The sequence below is a fragment of the Arsukibacterium sp. UBA3155 genome, assembly GCA_002364615.1.
GTDB lineage: Bacteria > Pseudomonadota > Gammaproteobacteria > Enterobacterales > Alteromonadaceae > Alishewanella.
On record DEYP01000019.1, the window covers coordinates 233,247 to 250,103 of the forward strand.

Sequence of the window (16,857 nt, forward strand, 5' to 3'; positions counted from 1 at the left end):
AAATAAGCCTAAGACAAACAGAGCAGCTCTGGGCTGCTCTGTACTTGTCCGATCAGTTGCTATTCTAACTTAATCTTCGAAATAGGTATAACCATAAACACCGGATTTCAATTCATCCAGCAATGCCTCTTTCTGATCGTTACTCATGTCCAGCTTAGCCAATTGATTGCTATAGGAGGTCAGTAGTTTAGTGGCGTCAAACTGCACATAACGCAGCACGTCTGCAACCGTGTCGCCTTTTATAATATTGGTCAGTTTGTAACCGCCATCGTCCGTCAGTTCCACATGTACCGAGTCGGTGTCACCAAACAGGTTATGCAAATCACCAAGGATTTCCTGATAGGCGCCTACCATAAACATGCCCAGTAAATACTGTTCATCTTCTTTATATACCGGCAGCGGCAGGCTGGACTCGATGCCATTGCCGTCGGCATAGCTTTTTAACTGGCCATCAGAGTCGCAGGTAATATCCTGAATAATCGCCCGGTGGTCCAGCGGTTCCAGCATGCGCTCCAGCGGCATGACCGGGAACAACTGATCAATACCCCAGGCATCGGGCATCGACTGAAACAAAGAGAAATTAACGAATAATTTATCGGCCAGTTTTTCATTCAGTTCGTCATGAATAGCCCGATGCGAGCGCGCCGATAAGTCTAAGTTAGCCCGTACTTTATTAATGGTGGCAAAATAAATTTGTTCCAGCAATGACCAATCTTGCAGGGTCAGTAAACCGTGCACATACTGGGCGTGGGCATCAGTAAAGTAATGAATAGCATCATGATAAGCCTCAATGGCCGAGCGCGGTGTCACATTCTGGTAGGCTTCCCATAACCCTAAAATAACCGTTGGCGCGTCGTCACTGGGCTCCGGCAAATTGACCAAGCCAGGTGCCCGTTCAATATCAATCGCATCGGTTACCAGCACCGCATGGTGCGCCGTCATTGCCCGGCCGGACTCGGTAATAATGTTCGGGTGCGGCAGGTCGTACTCGTCACACACTTCTTTTAAACCGTTAACCACGTTGCGGGCATATTCCATCATGGTGTAGTTCATCGAACAGGCGGAGCGTGATTTCGAGCCTTCGTAATCTACGCCTAAGCCACCGCCGACATCAACGGTGGTAATGGGCACACCCAGGGTGCGCAGTTCGGCGTAATGCCGGGCGCATTCACGAATAGCATTATGAATATCGCGAATATTAGCAATTTGCGAACCGATATGAAAATGCACTAATTGTAATAAATCGAGCTTACCGGCAGCACGCAGCACCTCAATGGCCTGCAATACCTGAGTGGCGGTTAAACCAAACTTGCCTTTTTCACCACCGGTATTTTGCCATTTACCCTTACCCACTGAGTTTAAACGGATCCGGATGCCAATACGGGGTGCTGCACCTAAATTATCAATTTCGCGTAGCAGGGTTTTTAGCTCAGACAGTTTTTCTACCACCACATAAACGGTGTGGCCCATCATCTGGCCAATGGTCGCCAGCCTTAAAAACTCGCTGTCTTTATAGCCGTTGCAGACAATCTGCAGCGGTTTTTCGGTCACGCCTAAAATGGCCATCAGCTCGGGCTTACTGCCTGCTTCCAGGCCTACTTTGCCACTTTCGTGGCTGATTAAGCGTTTAACCACAGAAAACTGCTGGTTCACTTTAATCGGATAAACAGCGGTGTACTGGCCCTTATATTCTTTCTCGGCTTTGGCATTCTTAAATGAGGTAATCAGGGTATCAACCCGGTGCTGCAATATATCGGTAAAGCGCACCAGCACCGGCAGAGTAAGGCCTTCTTCTTTAAAGCGGTTAGTCAGCTCCGGAAAGCTGATCCCTGCTTTGCTGTGATCCTGATCCGGATAGGCAATTAAATTACCTTTCTGATCAACATCAAAATAGCCTTCACTCCATACGGCAACGTTATAAATTGAACGTGCTTTTTCAATACCCCAATCAGCCATTACGATTCCTTAAATATTTCTCTGTCAGATAGTGTAAAGCCTATGCCGTTGCACTGCAGCAAAAAACGATAAAAATTTGTTTGTTGCCGCCCATACAGGCAAAATATGCGGCCTATACGTACAAGGGGAAAAAAGATGTCAGTATTTGATGACAAAAAGTGGTTAACTGAAGTATTTGCCGACAGTGGTAGCGTATTTGGCCTGGCCATTACCAAAAAACTGGATGAAGTACAGTCGCCATTTCAGAAAATTGCGATGTATGAAACCAGCCATTTCGGTAATTTGATGGTTATTGATGACGTGATCATGCTCAGTAGCCGTGATAACTTTTTGTATCACGAAATGCTCAGTCATCCTGTGTTATTTACCCACCCCAACCCGAAGAATGTAGTGATTATCGGCGGTGGCGATTGTGGCACCTTGCGCGAAGTACTAAAACACCCGGGGGTAGAGACGGTTACGCAAATTGATATCGATGAGCAAGTGACCCGGATGGCCGAAAAGTATTTCCCGGAGTTATGCGCATCAAATAATGACCCCCGTGCCATTTTGCAGTTTGCTGATGGTATTCAGTTTATGCGTGATGCAGCAGCAGAATCGGTAGATGTAATTATTGTTGACTCGACCGACCCGATTGGTCCGGGCGAAGGGTTATTTAACCGGGCCTTTTACGCCAGTTGTCTGCAAGCCCTGCGCCCAGGCGGTATTTTGGTGCAGCAAAGTGAATCGCCATTAATCCATATGCCGTTGCTATCAGCAATGCGTCAGGCGATGAGCGATGCCGGTTTTGCCGCGCTGCAAACTCTCAATTTCCCACAGATGGTATATCCTTCCGGTTGGTGGACCTGCACCCTGGCGCGTAAAGGCGCGGCATTCAATGGTTTTCGAGAGGCGGATGCACAGCAGGCAGCGTTTACGACAGAATATTATAATGTTGATATTCACAAAGCAGCCAGTGCCCTGCCAAACTTTATGAGAAAAGCCTTGCAAGCCAGCTAACGCCGTTTATGTAACCGCCCGGGCAGGTTCAGGCCAGCGGCTAGCCTGAAATAAATTTCAAAGAAAGCTTGCTAAATTGGCAAGCATTTTGTACATTTATTGCTCATAAAAAGGGTGAAGTAATATGAGATACTTGTCGTTATTGTTTTTAGGGGCGTTTTCAGCGCAGGCGACGGTGTATAAATGTGAAACGAATGGCGTGGTTGAATTTAGCCAGTTTCCATGTGCCAAGGATGCTGAAGCAGTAGATATGCGGCCGGTTGGTACGGCCTTGTCAGGTACACCCGGTGAGTTTAAGCAGCAGGTTGATGCTGTGAAGCGTAAAAGCCGGTTTGTCGAGTTTCAGATAGCGAAGCTTGAGCAAGAAAAAACACTTTTACTGGAAGAACTTAAAGCCGAGCAATACAAGTTAAGGCGCAGTTTCCCGCGGGCAGAAGAAGTGGCGGCAATCGCTCAGAAAATCGAGCGCACCGAACAACGCTTTGCCGAGCGGATCAGTACAGAGCGTGCTACCTTAAGAGGTTTGCAAGCGCAGGCAGTGTCGCTTGAACGGCAATACGCCCAAAATCAGTAAGTAAAGCAGAACCTCAATTATTATAAGCCCGCTAACCAGCGGGCTTTTGCGTTTAATCTCTTTTTTTTAAGACCATTCATCCAGCAATAAACTCCAGTTAGAAATTCGCTTGAAAATATCATTTGTAATAATTTGTAATGGCAATGTGAATATTGGCAATTGTATGCTACACATTTGTGGCTGTCTGAGCGGCAGTACCAACACAAATAATAAAGGAAGCATATGAATACGTTATTTAAATATTCACTTTGTGCGCTGGCAGTAAGTTCCACCGGTTTTAGCGCCGCCAGTTTCGGCCAACAGGGCACTGCGCAAACAGTAGCGCCTCTGGTTGAGAGAATTGAAGTTACCGGCTCACGGATTAAACGCAATGACTTGGAAGGCGCAGCACCAATAGACGTTATCAGCCGTGACGAAATTGCTAAATCGGGCTTTTCAAACTTACAGCAACTGTTAGAAAGAACGCCGGTTGCTGGTACAGGTACTTTTTCTACTCGCGGCAATAACCAGGATTCCACCGCAAATGGTGGCGCGGCGATCAGTTTAAGGGGGTTCGGCTCCGACGCCACCCTGGTGCTGATCAATGGCCGGCGGGTTGCGGTCAGTGCTTTTGCTGAAAATATTGCCAACTCTTTTGTCGATATTAATTCTATTCCCGTTGCTGCAATAGAGCGGGTTGAAATATTAAAAGATGGTGCATCGGCAGTTTATGGATCCGATGCGGTTGCCGGCGTGGTCAATATTATTTTACGTAAAGACTTTGACGGTGCAGAACTTAGTGTCAGCCATGGTGGCACCACCGGGCCTTCGTATGATGAAACCTCAGCAAGCCTGGTATGGGGCACCGAGTCAGATGATGCCAATGCCACATTAATTCTGGATTATTTTAAAAATACCGTTATTACCGGTGCCGAGATGGGCCGTTTTGGCACGGCTAACCAGGCGCCTTACGGCGGCAATGATTTCCGTTCATCACGTGGTTTTCCGGGTAATTTTATTGTAAATGGTGAAACCCGTATCGATCCGGATTGCCCGACAGAGAGAGCATTCGGTCAAACGTGTGTGTTCGATTATGGTCCTTTTGGTATGGTAGTTCCTGCGGCAGAGCGGGTGGGAGCAATTTTCCAGGGAAGTCAGCGTCTTAGCTCTGATTTGGAAGGCTATGTTGAATTAGCGGTACAGCACAACCGTTCACAGGCAGCGGGTGCGGCAACGCCACTGGATGGCGATGCCGGATTAACGGTTCCTGCTTCTCATCCAGATAACCCATTTGACGAAGATATCGCGATTAACCGTTTTCGGACGGTAGATGCCGGACCACGGACCTGGGATATCGAATCTGATTCATTGCGCCTGGTGGTGGGTTTGCGCGGCCAGCTAAATAACTGGGATTGGGATATCGCTGCCCAGAAAGGACGAAGCGAGTCAATGCAAACCGGCAGCAAGCAACAGGGCTGGGTACGCACTGATTTTCTGCAAGAGCAGATTAACCTGGGTAACTATAATCCATTTGGCGGCACTATAAATTCGCCAGAAGTAATCGATGCGATTACTACATCGTTAGTGCGCCGTGGTGAGTCACATATTACGGCATACGATGCCAGTATCAGTGGTGAAGCCTTTGCCCTCGGAGATCAGATGGTCTCCATGGCGGCGGGGCTGGAGTATCGTGAAGAAGATGCTTTTGATCAGCCGGATGACCAATTCCAGCGTGGTTTAATCTTTGGCACTGAGTCTGTTTCGGCTCAGGCACAGCGCGATCAGTATGCGGCGTATATTGAGTTACTGGTACCGGTATCAGATGAGCTTGAATTTACGGTAGCTGGCCGTTATGACCACTACAGCGACTTTGGTTCTACCACTAATCCGCAATTAAGTATGAAGTGGCGCCCGCTGGACAACTTTACCCTGCGGGCCTCATTTGGACAGGGCTTCCGGGCACCTTCACTGGCGCAAATTGGTCTGGGGCCGTCACAGGAATCGGTATTTTTTACTGACACCTTTCGTTGCCCCACTATTGACCCCAGCAATCCAGCTTGTGCAGCAACCGACTACACCATCGTCTTTGTTGGTGCTGAAGGCTTGCAGCCAGAAGAATCTGAAACATTTAATCTTGGCTTTGTCTGGCAGATAAATGATGAATTTGATGTCACCGCGGATGTCTGGAGTATTACGCAGGATAATAAAATCGATAAAAACGATTTTGAAAATGTGTACAACGCCGAATGTAATAATCAGAGCAGCACTATTTGTGTTCGCTTAGATCCTTTGCCAGGGCAAACTCTGGGTGAATTATCCCGCTTATTTAACAGCTATGTCAATGTCAGCTCACAGGAGGCTACAGGCTTAGATCTGTCTACTTCTTACCGTTTAGCGTTACAGGATATGGGACAAGTTCGCTTTAATCTGGATTGGTCGTATATCAATAAGTTCGAGAAAAACGGTATCGACTATGCCGGCGAGTATAACTATCCGCAACACCGCTGGTTGGCAGCGGCTGACTGGAGCCACGGTGACTGGGGCGTGGTTACCAGCCTGAGTTACATTGGTGAGTTTGAAGATTATGCGGCGCCAAGTGAAGTTGAAAGCACGTCAACCCGTTCAATTAGTGCGCAAATGCTATTGGATGTGCAGCTTCGTTATAATCTGAACGACAAAACGCAACTGGTGCTGGGGATGAATAACGCACTGGATGAAGATCCGCCATTTGCGATAGGTGATGGTGATGCCGACCTGTACGGTTATGCCTCGCGGGTTCACAATCCCCGTGGCCAATTTGTGTACGGCAAAGTCAGTTACCGGTTTTAATCGAGGTGACCAATAAAAAACAGCGCCTGATGGCGCTGTTTTTTATTAAGTCGTATTCAATGCTGTGCTCGAACCGAGCCTTTGCCGTTTATTCAACGATAGGTTCGATATGGATCTCTACCCGACGGTTTTGTGTGCGATTCGCATCCGATGTGTTCGGCACGGCCGGATAGTTCGGGCCATAACCCTGAGTTTCCAACCTGACTGACTGCACATTCTGCGCCATTAAATAATTCTTAACGGCATCAGCACGGGCCATCGATAAATTCATATTGTACTGATACGGGCCGGTATCATCAGTATGGCCGGCAATCACCAACATGGTTTTTTCGTAATCACGCAGTACTTTTGCAATATCATTAAACACCGGATACAAATTCGATTTGATATCTGAGCGGTTAATATCAAAAGTAAGCTGAGCTGGAATGTCTAACTTTAAAATGTCGCCATCGCGGATAACTTTTACCCCTGAGCCGCTAAGCTCTTCCCGCATGGCTTTTTCTTGTTTATCCATATAACTACCAACGGCGGCACCTGCCAGGGCACCTACGGCAGCACCAATGACCAGGCGTTTATCTTTATGGTTGCCGGTAGCTTTGCCCGCAATAGCACCCGCAACAGCGCCAATAGCGGCGCCTTTGGTAGCATTAGACTGATTAGCGCAGCCGGCTAATGTCAGGCTGGCAACCAGGGTTGTAACGGCAAAAGACGTAAATTTCATATTGGGCTCCTTAGATTAATGAATTGAGCTTAACACTGTTCTCTGAATTGCTGCTGAACTTAATTATTCACTTAAATGTATTGGCCTGATTACTAATTGATTCAAGACCCGATGTAGATTTTATGTAAATGGAATTCCCTTTCGCCTGGTTTTTGGGTATGGTAGCTAAGTTTTTTGGCTAGCAAGAATGGCTGCCAGGGTAATAAACAGTCAGGATAAACTGTGATGATAATAATAATTCGTTGTTTTTGTTTGTTTTTTGTTTTAGGGGTAGGCCAGGTCGCGCATGCCAATGTGTATAAGTGCACGGCAGCCGATGGCAGCGTAGTCTTTCAGGGGGCAGCTTGTATTTCCGGTGATCAGGCCCAGATTGATATGCTGTTCGGTGAACAGGAAGCGAGTGAGCAAATACCTTTGCTGGAAGGGAGCTGGTGTGAGTTGGGTACCTCTGAGGTACTGGACGGCACCGTTTACCGGGATGAGACAATGAGTAAAACCTGGATATTTGCTAAGCATCAGATGACCCAGCATATTCAGCAAGGACAGCGACAGGATACCTTCAATTATAATATCCGCCAGCAAACGGGTAATTTTGTGATTGATCACCCTGCTTTTGGCAGCGGTCAGGTAAGTTGGCGCGTGCGTCACCATACGGAACAAGAGCTTATTATTGCGGCGTATGGCAATTTTACCCACCTGACGGCGGGTGAATGTAATGTTGCGGTCGCACGTAATTAAATAACAATAGACATGTAGACGCCTAAATCGTAAGCTGCTGCCAGAGTTAAGCGGGAGGTTGTTATGGCTTTTGCGTCCTGGCGTCGTATTGTTATCAAAGTAGGCAGTGCGTTAATTGCACCCTCTGCCCAGGGGTGTTCCACCCGCTATCTGTTAAGTATCGCGCATTTTATTGCACGGTGCCGTCTGGCTGATATCGAAGTGGTACTGGTCTCCTCCGGCAGTGTTGCTGCCGGGCGCAATGCCATTGTAGCCAAGCAACACCCTCTGCCAATTAATATTAAACAAGCCATGGCTGCAGTTGGCCAAAGCCGGATGATGGCCAGCTGGAGCCAGCTATTTGACTTTGACTGTGCCCAGATACTGCTAACCCATGATGATCTGCAAGACCGCCGCCGTTACCTGAATATTGACAATACACTGCGTACCCTGCTGGCCAATCAGGTGTTACCCATTGTCAATGAAAATGACTCTGTGGCCACCGCTGAATTAAAAGTGGGCGACAACGATAATCTGGCGGCATTGGTGGCCATCGTGGTGGATGCTGATGCACTGCTGATCTGCTCTGATATTGATGGTTTGTATACGGCTAACCCCAGGTTGGTATCAGACGCGAGCCATATCGCTGAAGTGACACAAATTACTAAAGATATTTATGCCATGGCGGGTGGTAGTCATCATGCCATTGGCACCGGAGGTATGCATACCAAGATTCAAGCGGCGGATAAAGCCACCAAAGCCGGAATAGATACCCTGATAATTAACGGTCAGGATGCCAGCAGTTTTACCCGGCTTCTTAACGGCGAGCCAACGGGTACCCGCTTTATCCGGCAACAGGAGCGGCTTAGCGCCAAAAAACACTGGCTGTTAAATAGTTTGAAACAGCACGGGGCGGTGCACGTTGATGCCGGCGCCTGCGCCGCATTGCAGCAAAAAGGTGCCTCGCTGCTGGCCAGTGGTATTGTCAGTTGCTCCGGCAGCTTTGAAAAAGGTGATGCGGTACTGATCATAGGCCCAGAGCAACAGGAGCTGGCAAAGGGGATCAGTCAGTATAATTCGTACGAACTGACTAAAATACTGGGGCTGCACAGTGGCCAGATTGCCCCGGTGCTAGGATATTGTCCCAGTGAAGAGGTCATACACCGCAATGATTTAGTGCTGCTAAACTAATCAGGTGCTTGCTGATTCACTTTACCCGGATAAAAGGAACGCTAATGAAGCTGGCGATTGTAGGAGGGGGCATTAATGGTTTATCCAGTGCCTGGCAAATGGCACTGGCCGGCCATCAGGTAACCTTGTTTGAACGCGACACACTCATGGCGGCAACCAGCAGTGCATCGTCTAAATTACTGCACGGTGGGCTACGCTATCTGGAGCAGGGCGAGTTCCGCCTGGTAAGAGAAGCGCTGCAGGAGCGACGCTGGTGGCTGAAAAAAGCACCGCAGCTTACCCGGCGCCTGCCTATTCTTTATCCTATCTATGATGATTCGCGCCGGGCCCGCTGGCAACTGAAAATAGGCTTATGGCTATATGATACCTTTGCCGGACGCAAAGGCATTGGTCGTCACCGCTGGTTAACGGCATCGCAGGCCTTACGTTGCTCTGCACATTTAAACGCCGATGGACTAAAAGGCGCTTATCTGTTTTTTGATGGCCAGATGGACGATCAGAAACTGGGGCTGTGGATGGCTGCGCAATGTACCAAAGCCGGGGTGCAAATATGCGAACATGCCGAGGTGCTGCAGGTTGATACCGATGGCAGGGTTTTGCTGCACAGCGGCTGGCAACAATTTGACCGGGTAATTAATGTTGCGGGCCCCTGGAGTCAGCAGCTGTTAAAGCAGTCAGGTTTAGCTCAGCAGCCGCTGGATTTAGTGCGCGGCAGTCATTTACTGTTGCCGGCAATCAGTCGCTATGGTCATATGCTGGAGGTGCCCGGCGAAACACGTATCGTATTTGTGTTGCCCTATCAAGGCAATACGTTGCTGGGTACAACCGAGGTGCGGCAGCAACTGACTGATCCTATTACCTGCTCTGAAGCCGAGCGCGACTATCTGTTAAACGTGTATAACCATTATTTTCAGCCTAAAGCCACGCACACCAATGTACTGGCCAATTTTGCCGGCGTAAGGCCATTGCTTGGCGGCAGTGCGAATGCCAGCAACGCCAGTCGTGAGTATCAGCTTAGCTGGCAGGGACAACTGCTAACCGTATCGGGCGGTAAGTGGACTACCGCCCGGGCGCTAGGTAAGTCAGTGGCAATGCAGATTAAGCCGTAGGGCTTTACAGGGTCAGCGCCAGGATTTTTGAGCGGCGCTGATAATTATACAATTGCTTTTTCTGGCTGGGTAAATCGTCTACCGTGACCAGCTCAAAGCCTTGCTCTAAAAACCAGTGAATGCTGCGGGTCGTCAGGGCAAATACTTTGTCATAGCGTCGCTGCCGTGCCTGCTGAATAATATGCTTTAACAGCAAATAGCCCCGGTCGGCGTCGCGGTAATCGGGGTGTACCGCCAGGCAGGCAAACTCACCGACATTTTCATCAATGAACGGATATAACGCGGCGCAGCCGATCACCAGACCATCGCGTTCTATCAGGGTAAAGTAGTCAATTTCCATTTCCAGCTGCTCGCGGGAACGGCGTACCAGCAGCCCTTGTTGCTCCAGCGGCCTGATTAAATCTAAAATACCGCCAATGTCCCGGATAGTTGCCCGGCGTAGCTTCTCTGCGGACTCGGTAACAATCTGGGTACCGATACCATCGCGGGAGAATAATTCCTGCAGTAGCGCACCATCTTCATCGTAGCTGACCAAATGGCAGCGCGGCACGCCGCCGCGGGTGGCGGTGATGGCCGCATGCAAAAAAGCCAGGGTGCCCGGACAGGCTGAGTTGTTTTCAGCCAGTTCCTCTAATATATTTTCAGCCTCATTTGGCATTAATTCGGCAATAATGTCACCATCTGGCTCGGTTATGCCACCAACTTCGCTAAAACCAATCATTTTGTCGGCTTTTAATTTTATAGCCACCTGCGTGGCAATATCTTCGGCAGTTAAGTTAAAGCTTTCCCCGGTAACTGAAGCCGCTATCGGCCCCATTAACACTATGCCATTATGCTCCAGCTGACGTCTGATACCGGCTACGTCAATCCGCCGCACTTTGCCACTGTGGTAATAGTCAATGCCTTCATCAACGCCCAACGGCTGGGCAATAACAAAGTTACCGCTTATCACGTTTATCTGCGCGCCCTGCATAGGGGTATTACTTAAACTCATCGACAAGCGGGCGGTAATATCCAGCTGCAGTGCGCCGGCAACCTGTTTAATCAGCTTAAATGAGTCATCATCGGTTACCCGTACCCGGTTGTGGTAGGTCGGCTCCAGGCCGGCTTGGCCCAATGCCTGATTAATTTGCGGCCTGGCGCCATACACCAGCACAATTTTTATACCCAGGCTGTTAAGCAGGGCAACATCATTGATAATGCTACGAAAACCAGGTTGGGTAATGGCTTCGCCGCCCAGCATCACCACAAAGGTTTTACCACGGTGAGCGTTAACATAGGGGGCAGACTGGCGAAAACCGGAGACAAGTTCAGTAGTGCGCACGGGTAAGGGACTTCCTTTTGCTTAAGAATTAACTGTATAGGTTATAAAGATGGCAGTAAGCTGACAAAAAGCCAAATTTAGCGGCAGTAAAATCAGCATTTTAGGCGTATTTTGTATTATTATCTACATTTTTAGCATATCTATTCTTATTTTGGGCTGCGTTTCCTGAAAATCACTCTGACCCTTTTTTTCTTTTTTTCTGACCCCTTTTTTCAGATGGCAATTAACCGAGGATAATATGCGGCAAAAAACGCGAGCTGTCTTTAGTGATTAAGCTGTTATCTTCGCGAATACAAATACCGGCGGCGCTATCGCCGACCACCCAGCTGCCAATTAAGGTGTAGCTGTCGCCAAACTTTGGCAGTGGCGCCAGGGCCTGGCGAATATAGCCGTTGTCGGTGTAAGGGCCGTCTTCTTTTATGCGCTGGCCGCTGGCAGTCACCAGCTCAATATTGGCGCCTTCCCGCGAGAACAATGGCTTTTTCACCCAACCGGGTTCTATCTCGCGGTTATCGGCAAAAAAAGCGGGCAATAAATTAGGGTGGCCCTGATATTTTTTCCACAGCAGCGGCAAAATTCCTTTGTTAGATAACAACAGCTTCCAGCTGGGTTCCAGCCATTGGGTTTTGCTGGTTAAAATGGTGCTGGCAAAATCTTCCTGCAGCATAAATTCCCACGGGTACAGCTTGAACAGGCCATTTACCGGATAGCCATCGAGATCGACCAGTTGGCCGTCCATATCGCCCAGTTGTTCCAGCTGAATATAGCGGCAATCGAGGCCTGCCTGTAGCGCAATGTCCATCAGATAGTCGACAGTGCCTTTGTCTTCGATGCTTTCGGTAACGCTGCTAAAATAAAACGGCTGAGCCAATGGTAGCTGGGCGAAAGCCTGCTCCAGCTTGTCCTGTACCGAGTTAAACTGATCGCTTCCCTGCGGCAACTGGCCCTGCATCAGTTGATCTTCCAGCCAGACCCACTGGAAAAACCCGGTTTCAAATAACGAGGTGGGGGTGTCGTAGTTCAGTTCCAGCAGTTTAGCCGGGCCAGTACCCTGATAACTAAAGTCCATCCGACCGTACAAATGTGGCTCGCCACTGCGCCAGCTCGTGGCAATAAAATCCCAGAACCGCTCTGGAATAGCGAGTTGCTTTAGTAATTGCTCATCGGCCAGAATATCCGGCACCAAATCCAGGGCCATCTGGTGCAGTTCTTCGGTCGGTGCTTCTAAATCCTGCTCAATTTGCTGCAAGCTAAACTGGTAGTAGGCGCTTTCGTCCCAGTATTGTTCATTGTCGATGGTATGAAATTCAAAGCCCACGCTGCTGGCAAAGTCTTGCCAGCCAGGACGGGGCGCAATACTGTGTCGTTTCACTTAATTCAGCCTCCGTAGCTGCGATTAGCGCTACGCTGCGCTGCCTGGGCACCAAAGCCGCCTCGTCTTGCTAAGGCAGCAGGCTTTGGCTGCACGGCCGAGGGCCGGATATTGGTCGTGCCGGGCTGGCTTGCTACGGCAGTATTGGTTGCAGTACGAAAGGTATTGCGGTCGTCGCGCGACTTATACAATGGTTGGGTTGGCACGGTGTTACGGCCGGTTGAGCCAGTGGTTTGCTGGCTGGTGACCTGGCCACTGCCCGCGGCTAAGCCACCACGGTTTAGCATTTGACCGGCCATAAAGCCCATCATCATTGGCATAAAAAAACTGCCCTGCTGGTGTTGCTCCGGCGCGGTTTCACATTGGCCAGCACCAAAATCGGCTTCACATTCCTGCTTATTGGCGTAGCGTGGGGCCACTTTCGGGTGTAATTGTTCCGCTTCAGCAAAGGCTGCCTGACACTGGGCCGGCGGATTATAAAATGCAGCGCACTCATCAGGGGTACTGAATACCTGAGCGGTTACTTCTTTTTCAGCACAGCCGTTCAAAACCAGACCAGCGGCTGGCAGCATAAAAATCAGGGCAGCTTTATGGCTGCGTTTGCTTGGGGGTAATTTCATCGGCTACTCCTTAATAACTCATACAGGCGGCATTTAACATGCCCACTGTAATTGAACAGCCGGCTGAGAAAACACCGGCAGCTAACTCACCCTGGGTAATACGTTGCGGCAGTTGTTTAAGGGCAGCGCTGCTTAGCAGAAATGTCAGCACCTGAACGACCAATGCCACGCCGCCCCAAATGGCACAATCAAGCAATGACAAGGAGTGGGTAATAGCGCTGCTAAGTGGCCAGGCAAAACCCACCAGGGCGCCGGCAAAGGCGATGGCAGCAGCAGGGTTATTAGCGCGGATAAGCGCAAACTCATCGTGCGGGGTTACCCAGGTGTACAACCTGACAAATACCAGTAGCAGCACGACGGCCAGGGCAAAATAAGCTAAAAAGGAGGGAATGCCCGCCAAAGAGCCTAATGCGGTGTTTAACATGGGGTTGGCTGACATAACGAGTCCTGCGATTAATTGCCTGCGCTGATCCTGCGCAAAAAGCCAACGTAATTCAAGTAAAACCGTATTCAGCTGACGACTTTACCTTTTGTCGCAGCCTGGCAGCGGGTTAACCTGCCTTGCTTTACAACGGGGGTAGAGTTTTACACTCTGATTATATTTACAACAATAATAGCTATTATCCAAGGAACTCATATGAACAAAGTATCTGCCCTGGCTTTAGGCGTAGCCTTATCGCTTGGTCTGGCCGCCTGCAGCCAGCCGGTTGCCACTGACACCACTCAACCGCAGGCTGAACAAGCGGCTCCAGCCTTAAGTTCGGGCATTAACCCGGCTAACATGGACTCTACCGTTGCGCCGCAGCAGGATTTTTTCCGCTACGTAAATGGTAACTGGCTAAGCAGTACCGATATTCCGGCAGATAAAGCACGCTGGGGCAGTTTCGATGAGCTTAGAGAAAACGCCGAAAAACAAGTGTTAGCCATTATTCAGGAGCTGGCGGCCACCAGCCACGCACCGGGTTCTGATAGTCAGAAAATGGCGGACTTATATCGCTCTTACCTTGACGAAGCACGGATTAATGCACTGGGGCTAACACCGCTGCAGGGTGAGATTAGCCGGATAGAAAACGTAAGTAACAGCGCTGAATTAAGCCAGTACTGGGGTGAAAACCAACGGTATCGGTTTGGTACGCCGTTAGCGGTTTATGTGGGCCAGGATCAACGCCAATCTGATCAATATATTACCGGCGCCAGCCAGGCCGGGCTGGGTATGCCTGATCGCGACTACTACATAAAAGACGACGAGCGCAGCAAAGTGTTACTGGCGCAGTACGGTGCCTTTATTGAAACGCTGTGGCAGCTGGCGGGTTGGGATAACGCCGGGCAGGCGGCTGAAAATATTCTGGCCATCGAAACCAGGCTGGCTAAAGCACAATGGAGCCGGATCCAAAACCGCGACCGCAATGCCACCTACAATAAACTAACCAAAGCAGAGCTGGCCGCACTGGCGCCAGGTTTCGACTGGACCACATTTTTAGCCGCGGCCAATCTGAATGATATTGAGCATATTGTGGTGCGCCAACCGAGCTATTTTGAAGCTTTTGCCAAAATTCAGGCCGAGGTGCCGCTGGCTCAGTGGCAACAGTACCTGAAATTTCATTTGTTGCGGGCCAATGCCAACAACCTGAGCGAGCCTTTTGTTAACGCCAGCTTTGATTTTTACGGCCGCACGCTAAGTGGCCTACAAGAGCAGCGCACCCGGGAAAAGCGTGCAGTAAGCACGGTAGAAAGTAATCTGGGCTTTATGGTAGGCAAAGAGTATGTTGCACGGCATTTTCAGCCTGAAGCTAAAGCACGTATGGATGAAATGATTGAAAATCTGCGCCTTGCTTTTAAAGAAGCCATTAACGATCTGGAATGGATGAGCCCGCAAACCAAAGTAGAAGCGCAAGCCAAACTGGCCAAATTTAATACCAAAATTGGTTACCCGGATGTCTGGCGCGATTACCAGTGCCTGACCATTGCCGCTGATGATTTGATGGGCAACCTGCGCCGCAGTGCGGAGTGCGAATATCAGCGCATGACAGACCGGCTGGGACAACCGGTAAACCGTGATGAGTGGGGCATGACACCGCAAACGGTAAATGCCTATTACAGTTCTACCATGAACGAAATTGTGTTTCCGGCTGCAATCTTACAACCGCCTTTCTTTAATGTTGATGCCGATGATGCCGTTAACTACGGGGCAATTGGCGGAGTTATCGGCCACGAATTTACCCATGGCTTTGATGATCAGGGGCGGCGCTCCGATGGTGAAGGTAACCTGCGCGACTGGTGGGTACCGGAAGATGAAAGCCAGTTCCGCGAGCGGGCGCAGCGGATGATTGATCAGTACAGCAACTTTAATCCCATTGACGATTTGCGCTTGCAAGGCGCGTTAGGCCTGGGTGAAAACATTGCCGATTTAGGCGGCCTAACCGTGTCTTATAAAGCGTATCAAAACGCCACTAAAGGTCAGCCCGCGGCAACGATTGATGGTTTTACGCCAGAGCAGCGGTTTTTTATGGGCTGGGCCCAGGTTTGGCGGATAAAATTCCGGGACGAAGCACTGCGTCAGCAAGTGATCACCGGGCCACATTCACCGGGTATGTATCGGGTATTAGGGGTACTATCGAATATGCCGGAGTTTTATCAGGCATTTGACGTGAAACCCGGCGATGCCATGTACCGGGAAGAGGATGTCCGGGTAAAAATCTGGTAAGTTAACAAAACAATCAGGGCTGCTATGCAGCCCTTTTTTTTAAATTGCCCAGCTAAGGCATTGGTGCAGCCTGCGCTTCATTGTTATAACGCTCTAGTAAGGCGTCAATTTGTTGCATCAACAGCCCACTGTTTGGCAGGGCCTGGCGTAACCATAAAAACATTTCAATGCTATCGAGTATATGATAATTCAGCTGGTGTTCGCTCTCTGGCGGCATAGCATGGCGATAACTTAAGAAATATTCGCCTCTGTCCAGTTGTAAGGCTTCGATGCCTAACCGATGCTGCTCTATCTGGACCAGCTGGCGAATTAAGCCATTGCCAGGTTCTAACTTTTCACGCAGACCGCCATATGTATAGCCGCTCATTACAATCAGCCGGCTGTTATTTAAATCACTGAGTTGACGAACCGGCTGTGTACCTGGTTGCCAGTAAACCGCTAATTCCATCATCGCGACAGGTTGTGCAGAACGCAGGTAAAGGTGTTGTTGGGTCAGCACTGAACTGATGACCATCGCCAGATCCAGACCACCTTCATTTAGCAAATTGATCATCCGCCGGTTGGGGTACTGCTGGGCACGCATTTCTAGCTGCAGATCTTGCATCACGCGTTGCAATAATGCTGCTAATTCACCTTCTGCTAAGCCGGGCGCAGTTTCAACAAAATAGGGCGGAAAATGGACATAACCCCAATGCAAAGCTGGTTTCTGTTCAGCAACAACGTCGCTCGTAAAGATCAGAGCCTGAAGCATGAACAGCAACA

The 16,857-nt window shown here is 49.5% G+C and carries 14 protein-coding genes; 7 read left to right on the top strand and 7 right to left on the bottom strand.

From position 1 onward, the window contains the following. Window positions 1–69: 69 nt before the first annotated feature. Entirely contained in the window at window positions 70–1,956 is a 1,887-nt protein-coding gene (speA, locus tag B2X65_RS09440; RefSeq protein WP_290612215.1) for a biosynthetic arginine decarboxylase, read from the bottom strand. A gap of 135 nt (window positions 1,957–2,091) precedes the next feature. Here speA and speE point away from each other — a divergent pair, with 135 nt between their 5' ends. The 3 genes from speE to B2X65_RS09455 all read left to right on the top strand — a co-directional run bounded on the left by speE (window position 2,092) and on the right by B2X65_RS09455 (window position 6,337). After that, a complete protein-coding gene (gene speE / locus B2X65_RS09445; RefSeq protein ID WP_290612217.1) occupies window positions 2,092–2,955 on the top strand; it encodes a polyamine aminopropyltransferase in 864 nt (287 codons plus the stop codon). A 124-nt stretch (window positions 2,956–3,079) separates the two neighbouring features. Then, window positions 3,080–3,529, top strand: a complete 450-nt coding sequence (locus B2X65_RS09450; protein WP_290612219.1) for a DUF4124 domain-containing protein — start codon at window positions 3,080–3,082, stop codon at window positions 3,527–3,529. 222 nt (window positions 3,530–3,751) lie between these two features. After that, window positions 3,752–6,337, top strand: a complete 2,586-nt coding sequence (locus B2X65_RS09455) for a TonB-dependent receptor (RefSeq protein WP_290612221.1) — start codon at window positions 3,752–3,754, stop codon at window positions 6,335–6,337. A gap of 88 nt (window positions 6,338–6,425) precedes the next feature. Here the strand turns inward: B2X65_RS09455 and B2X65_RS09460 are convergent, their stop codons facing one another. Then, a complete protein-coding gene (locus tag B2X65_RS09460; protein ID WP_290612222.1) occupies window positions 6,426–7,058 on the bottom strand; it encodes an OmpA family protein in 633 nt (210 codons plus the stop codon). A 225-nt stretch (window positions 7,059–7,283) separates the two neighbouring features. On the opposite strand from B2X65_RS09460, the gene B2X65_RS09465 reads away from it, so the two are divergent. From B2X65_RS09465 to B2X65_RS09475, 3 genes are all read left to right on the top strand, one after another. Next, entirely contained in the window at window positions 7,284–7,796 is a 513-nt protein-coding gene (locus B2X65_RS09465) for a DUF4124 domain-containing protein (protein WP_290612295.1), read from the top strand. Between the two features lie 63 nt (window positions 7,797–7,859). Continuing rightward, window positions 7,860–8,966 (top strand): glutamate 5-kinase, encoded by a 1,107-nt coding sequence (gene proB / locus B2X65_RS09470; RefSeq protein WP_290612224.1) that lies wholly within the window; start codon window positions 7,860–7,862, stop codon window positions 8,964–8,966. Window positions 8,967–9,010: 44 nt separating this feature from the next. Then, window positions 9,011–10,075 (top strand): glycerol-3-phosphate dehydrogenase/oxidase, encoded by a 1,065-nt coding sequence (locus tag B2X65_RS09475; protein ID WP_290612226.1) that lies wholly within the window; start codon window positions 9,011–9,013, stop codon window positions 10,073–10,075. Window positions 10,076–10,079: 4 nt separating this feature from the next. On the opposite strand, the gene argA is transcribed toward B2X65_RS09475, so the two are convergent. The 4 genes from argA to B2X65_RS09495 form a co-directional block, all read right to left on the bottom strand. Continuing rightward, window positions 10,080–11,399, bottom strand: a complete 1,320-nt coding sequence (argA, locus tag B2X65_RS09480) for an amino-acid N-acetyltransferase (protein WP_290612227.1) — start codon at window positions 11,397–11,399, stop codon at window positions 10,080–10,082. Between the two features lie 223 nt (window positions 11,400–11,622). After that, the gene (locus B2X65_RS09485; RefSeq protein WP_290612229.1) at window positions 11,623–12,771 is read right to left on the bottom strand and encodes a glutathionylspermidine synthase family protein; all 1,149 of its coding nucleotides are present in this window, start codon (window positions 12,769–12,771) and stop codon (window positions 11,623–11,625) included. 5 nt (window positions 12,772–12,776) lie between these two features. Then, window positions 12,777–13,391 (bottom strand): DUF1190 domain-containing protein, encoded by a 615-nt coding sequence (locus B2X65_RS09490; RefSeq protein WP_290612230.1) that lies wholly within the window; start codon window positions 13,389–13,391, stop codon window positions 12,777–12,779. Window positions 13,392–13,401: 10 nt separating this feature from the next. Continuing rightward, a complete protein-coding gene (locus B2X65_RS09495; protein WP_290612232.1) occupies window positions 13,402–13,830 on the bottom strand; it encodes a DUF350 domain-containing protein in 429 nt (142 codons plus the stop codon). Window positions 13,831–14,028: 198 nt separating this feature from the next. Here B2X65_RS09495 and B2X65_RS09500 point away from each other — a divergent pair, with 198 nt between their 5' ends. After that, complete coding sequence (locus B2X65_RS09500; protein WP_290612233.1) at window positions 14,029–16,095, top strand: M13 family metallopeptidase; 2,067 nt, start codon at window positions 14,029–14,031, stop codon at window positions 16,093–16,095. Window positions 16,096–16,147: 52 nt separating this feature from the next. Here B2X65_RS09500 and B2X65_RS09505 read toward each other — a convergent pair whose 3' ends face one another. After that, the gene (locus B2X65_RS09505; protein WP_290612235.1) at window positions 16,148–16,792 is read right to left on the bottom strand and encodes a hypothetical protein; all 645 of its coding nucleotides are present in this window, start codon (window positions 16,790–16,792) and stop codon (window positions 16,148–16,150) included. Window positions 16,793–16,857: the final 65 nt, after the last annotated feature.

What these genes read in the sequence shown, in the direction of transcription:
- B2X65_RS09450 (WP_290612219.1), top strand. Translation starts at nt 3,080, where the DNA reads ATGAGATACTTGTCGTTATTGTTTTTAGGGGCGTTTTCAGCGCAGGCG.
- speA (WP_290612215.1), bottom strand. Translation starts at nt 1,956, where the DNA reads ATGGCTGATTGGGGTATTGAAAAAGCACGTTCAATTTATAACGTTGCC.
- B2X65_RS09475 (WP_290612226.1), top strand. Translation starts at nt 9,011, where the DNA reads ATGAAGCTGGCGATTGTAGGAGGGGGCATTAATGGTTTATCCAGTGCC.
- B2X65_RS09495 (WP_290612232.1), bottom strand. Translation starts at nt 13,830, where the DNA reads ATGTCAGCCAACCCCATGTTAAACACCGCATTAGGCTCTTTGGCGGGC.
- B2X65_RS09500 (WP_290612233.1), top strand. Translation starts at nt 14,029, where the DNA reads ATGAACAAAGTATCTGCCCTGGCTTTAGGCGTAGCCTTATCGCTTGGT.
- B2X65_RS09490 (WP_290612230.1), bottom strand. Translation starts at nt 13,391, where the DNA reads ATGAAATTACCCCCAAGCAAACGCAGCCATAAAGCTGCCCTGATTTTT.
- B2X65_RS09455 (WP_290612221.1), top strand. Translation starts at nt 3,752, where the DNA reads ATGAATACGTTATTTAAATATTCACTTTGTGCGCTGGCAGTAAGTTCC.
- B2X65_RS09460 (WP_290612222.1), bottom strand. Translation starts at nt 7,058, where the DNA reads ATGAAATTTACGTCTTTTGCCGTTACAACCCTGGTTGCCAGCCTGACA.
- proB (WP_290612224.1), top strand. Translation starts at nt 7,860, where the DNA reads ATGGCTTTTGCGTCCTGGCGTCGTATTGTTATCAAAGTAGGCAGTGCG.
- B2X65_RS09465 (WP_290612295.1), top strand. Translation starts at nt 7,284, where the DNA reads ATGATAATAATAATTCGTTGTTTTTGTTTGTTTTTTGTTTTAGGGGTA.
- speE (WP_290612217.1), top strand. Translation starts at nt 2,092, where the DNA reads ATGTCAGTATTTGATGACAAAAAGTGGTTAACTGAAGTATTTGCCGAC.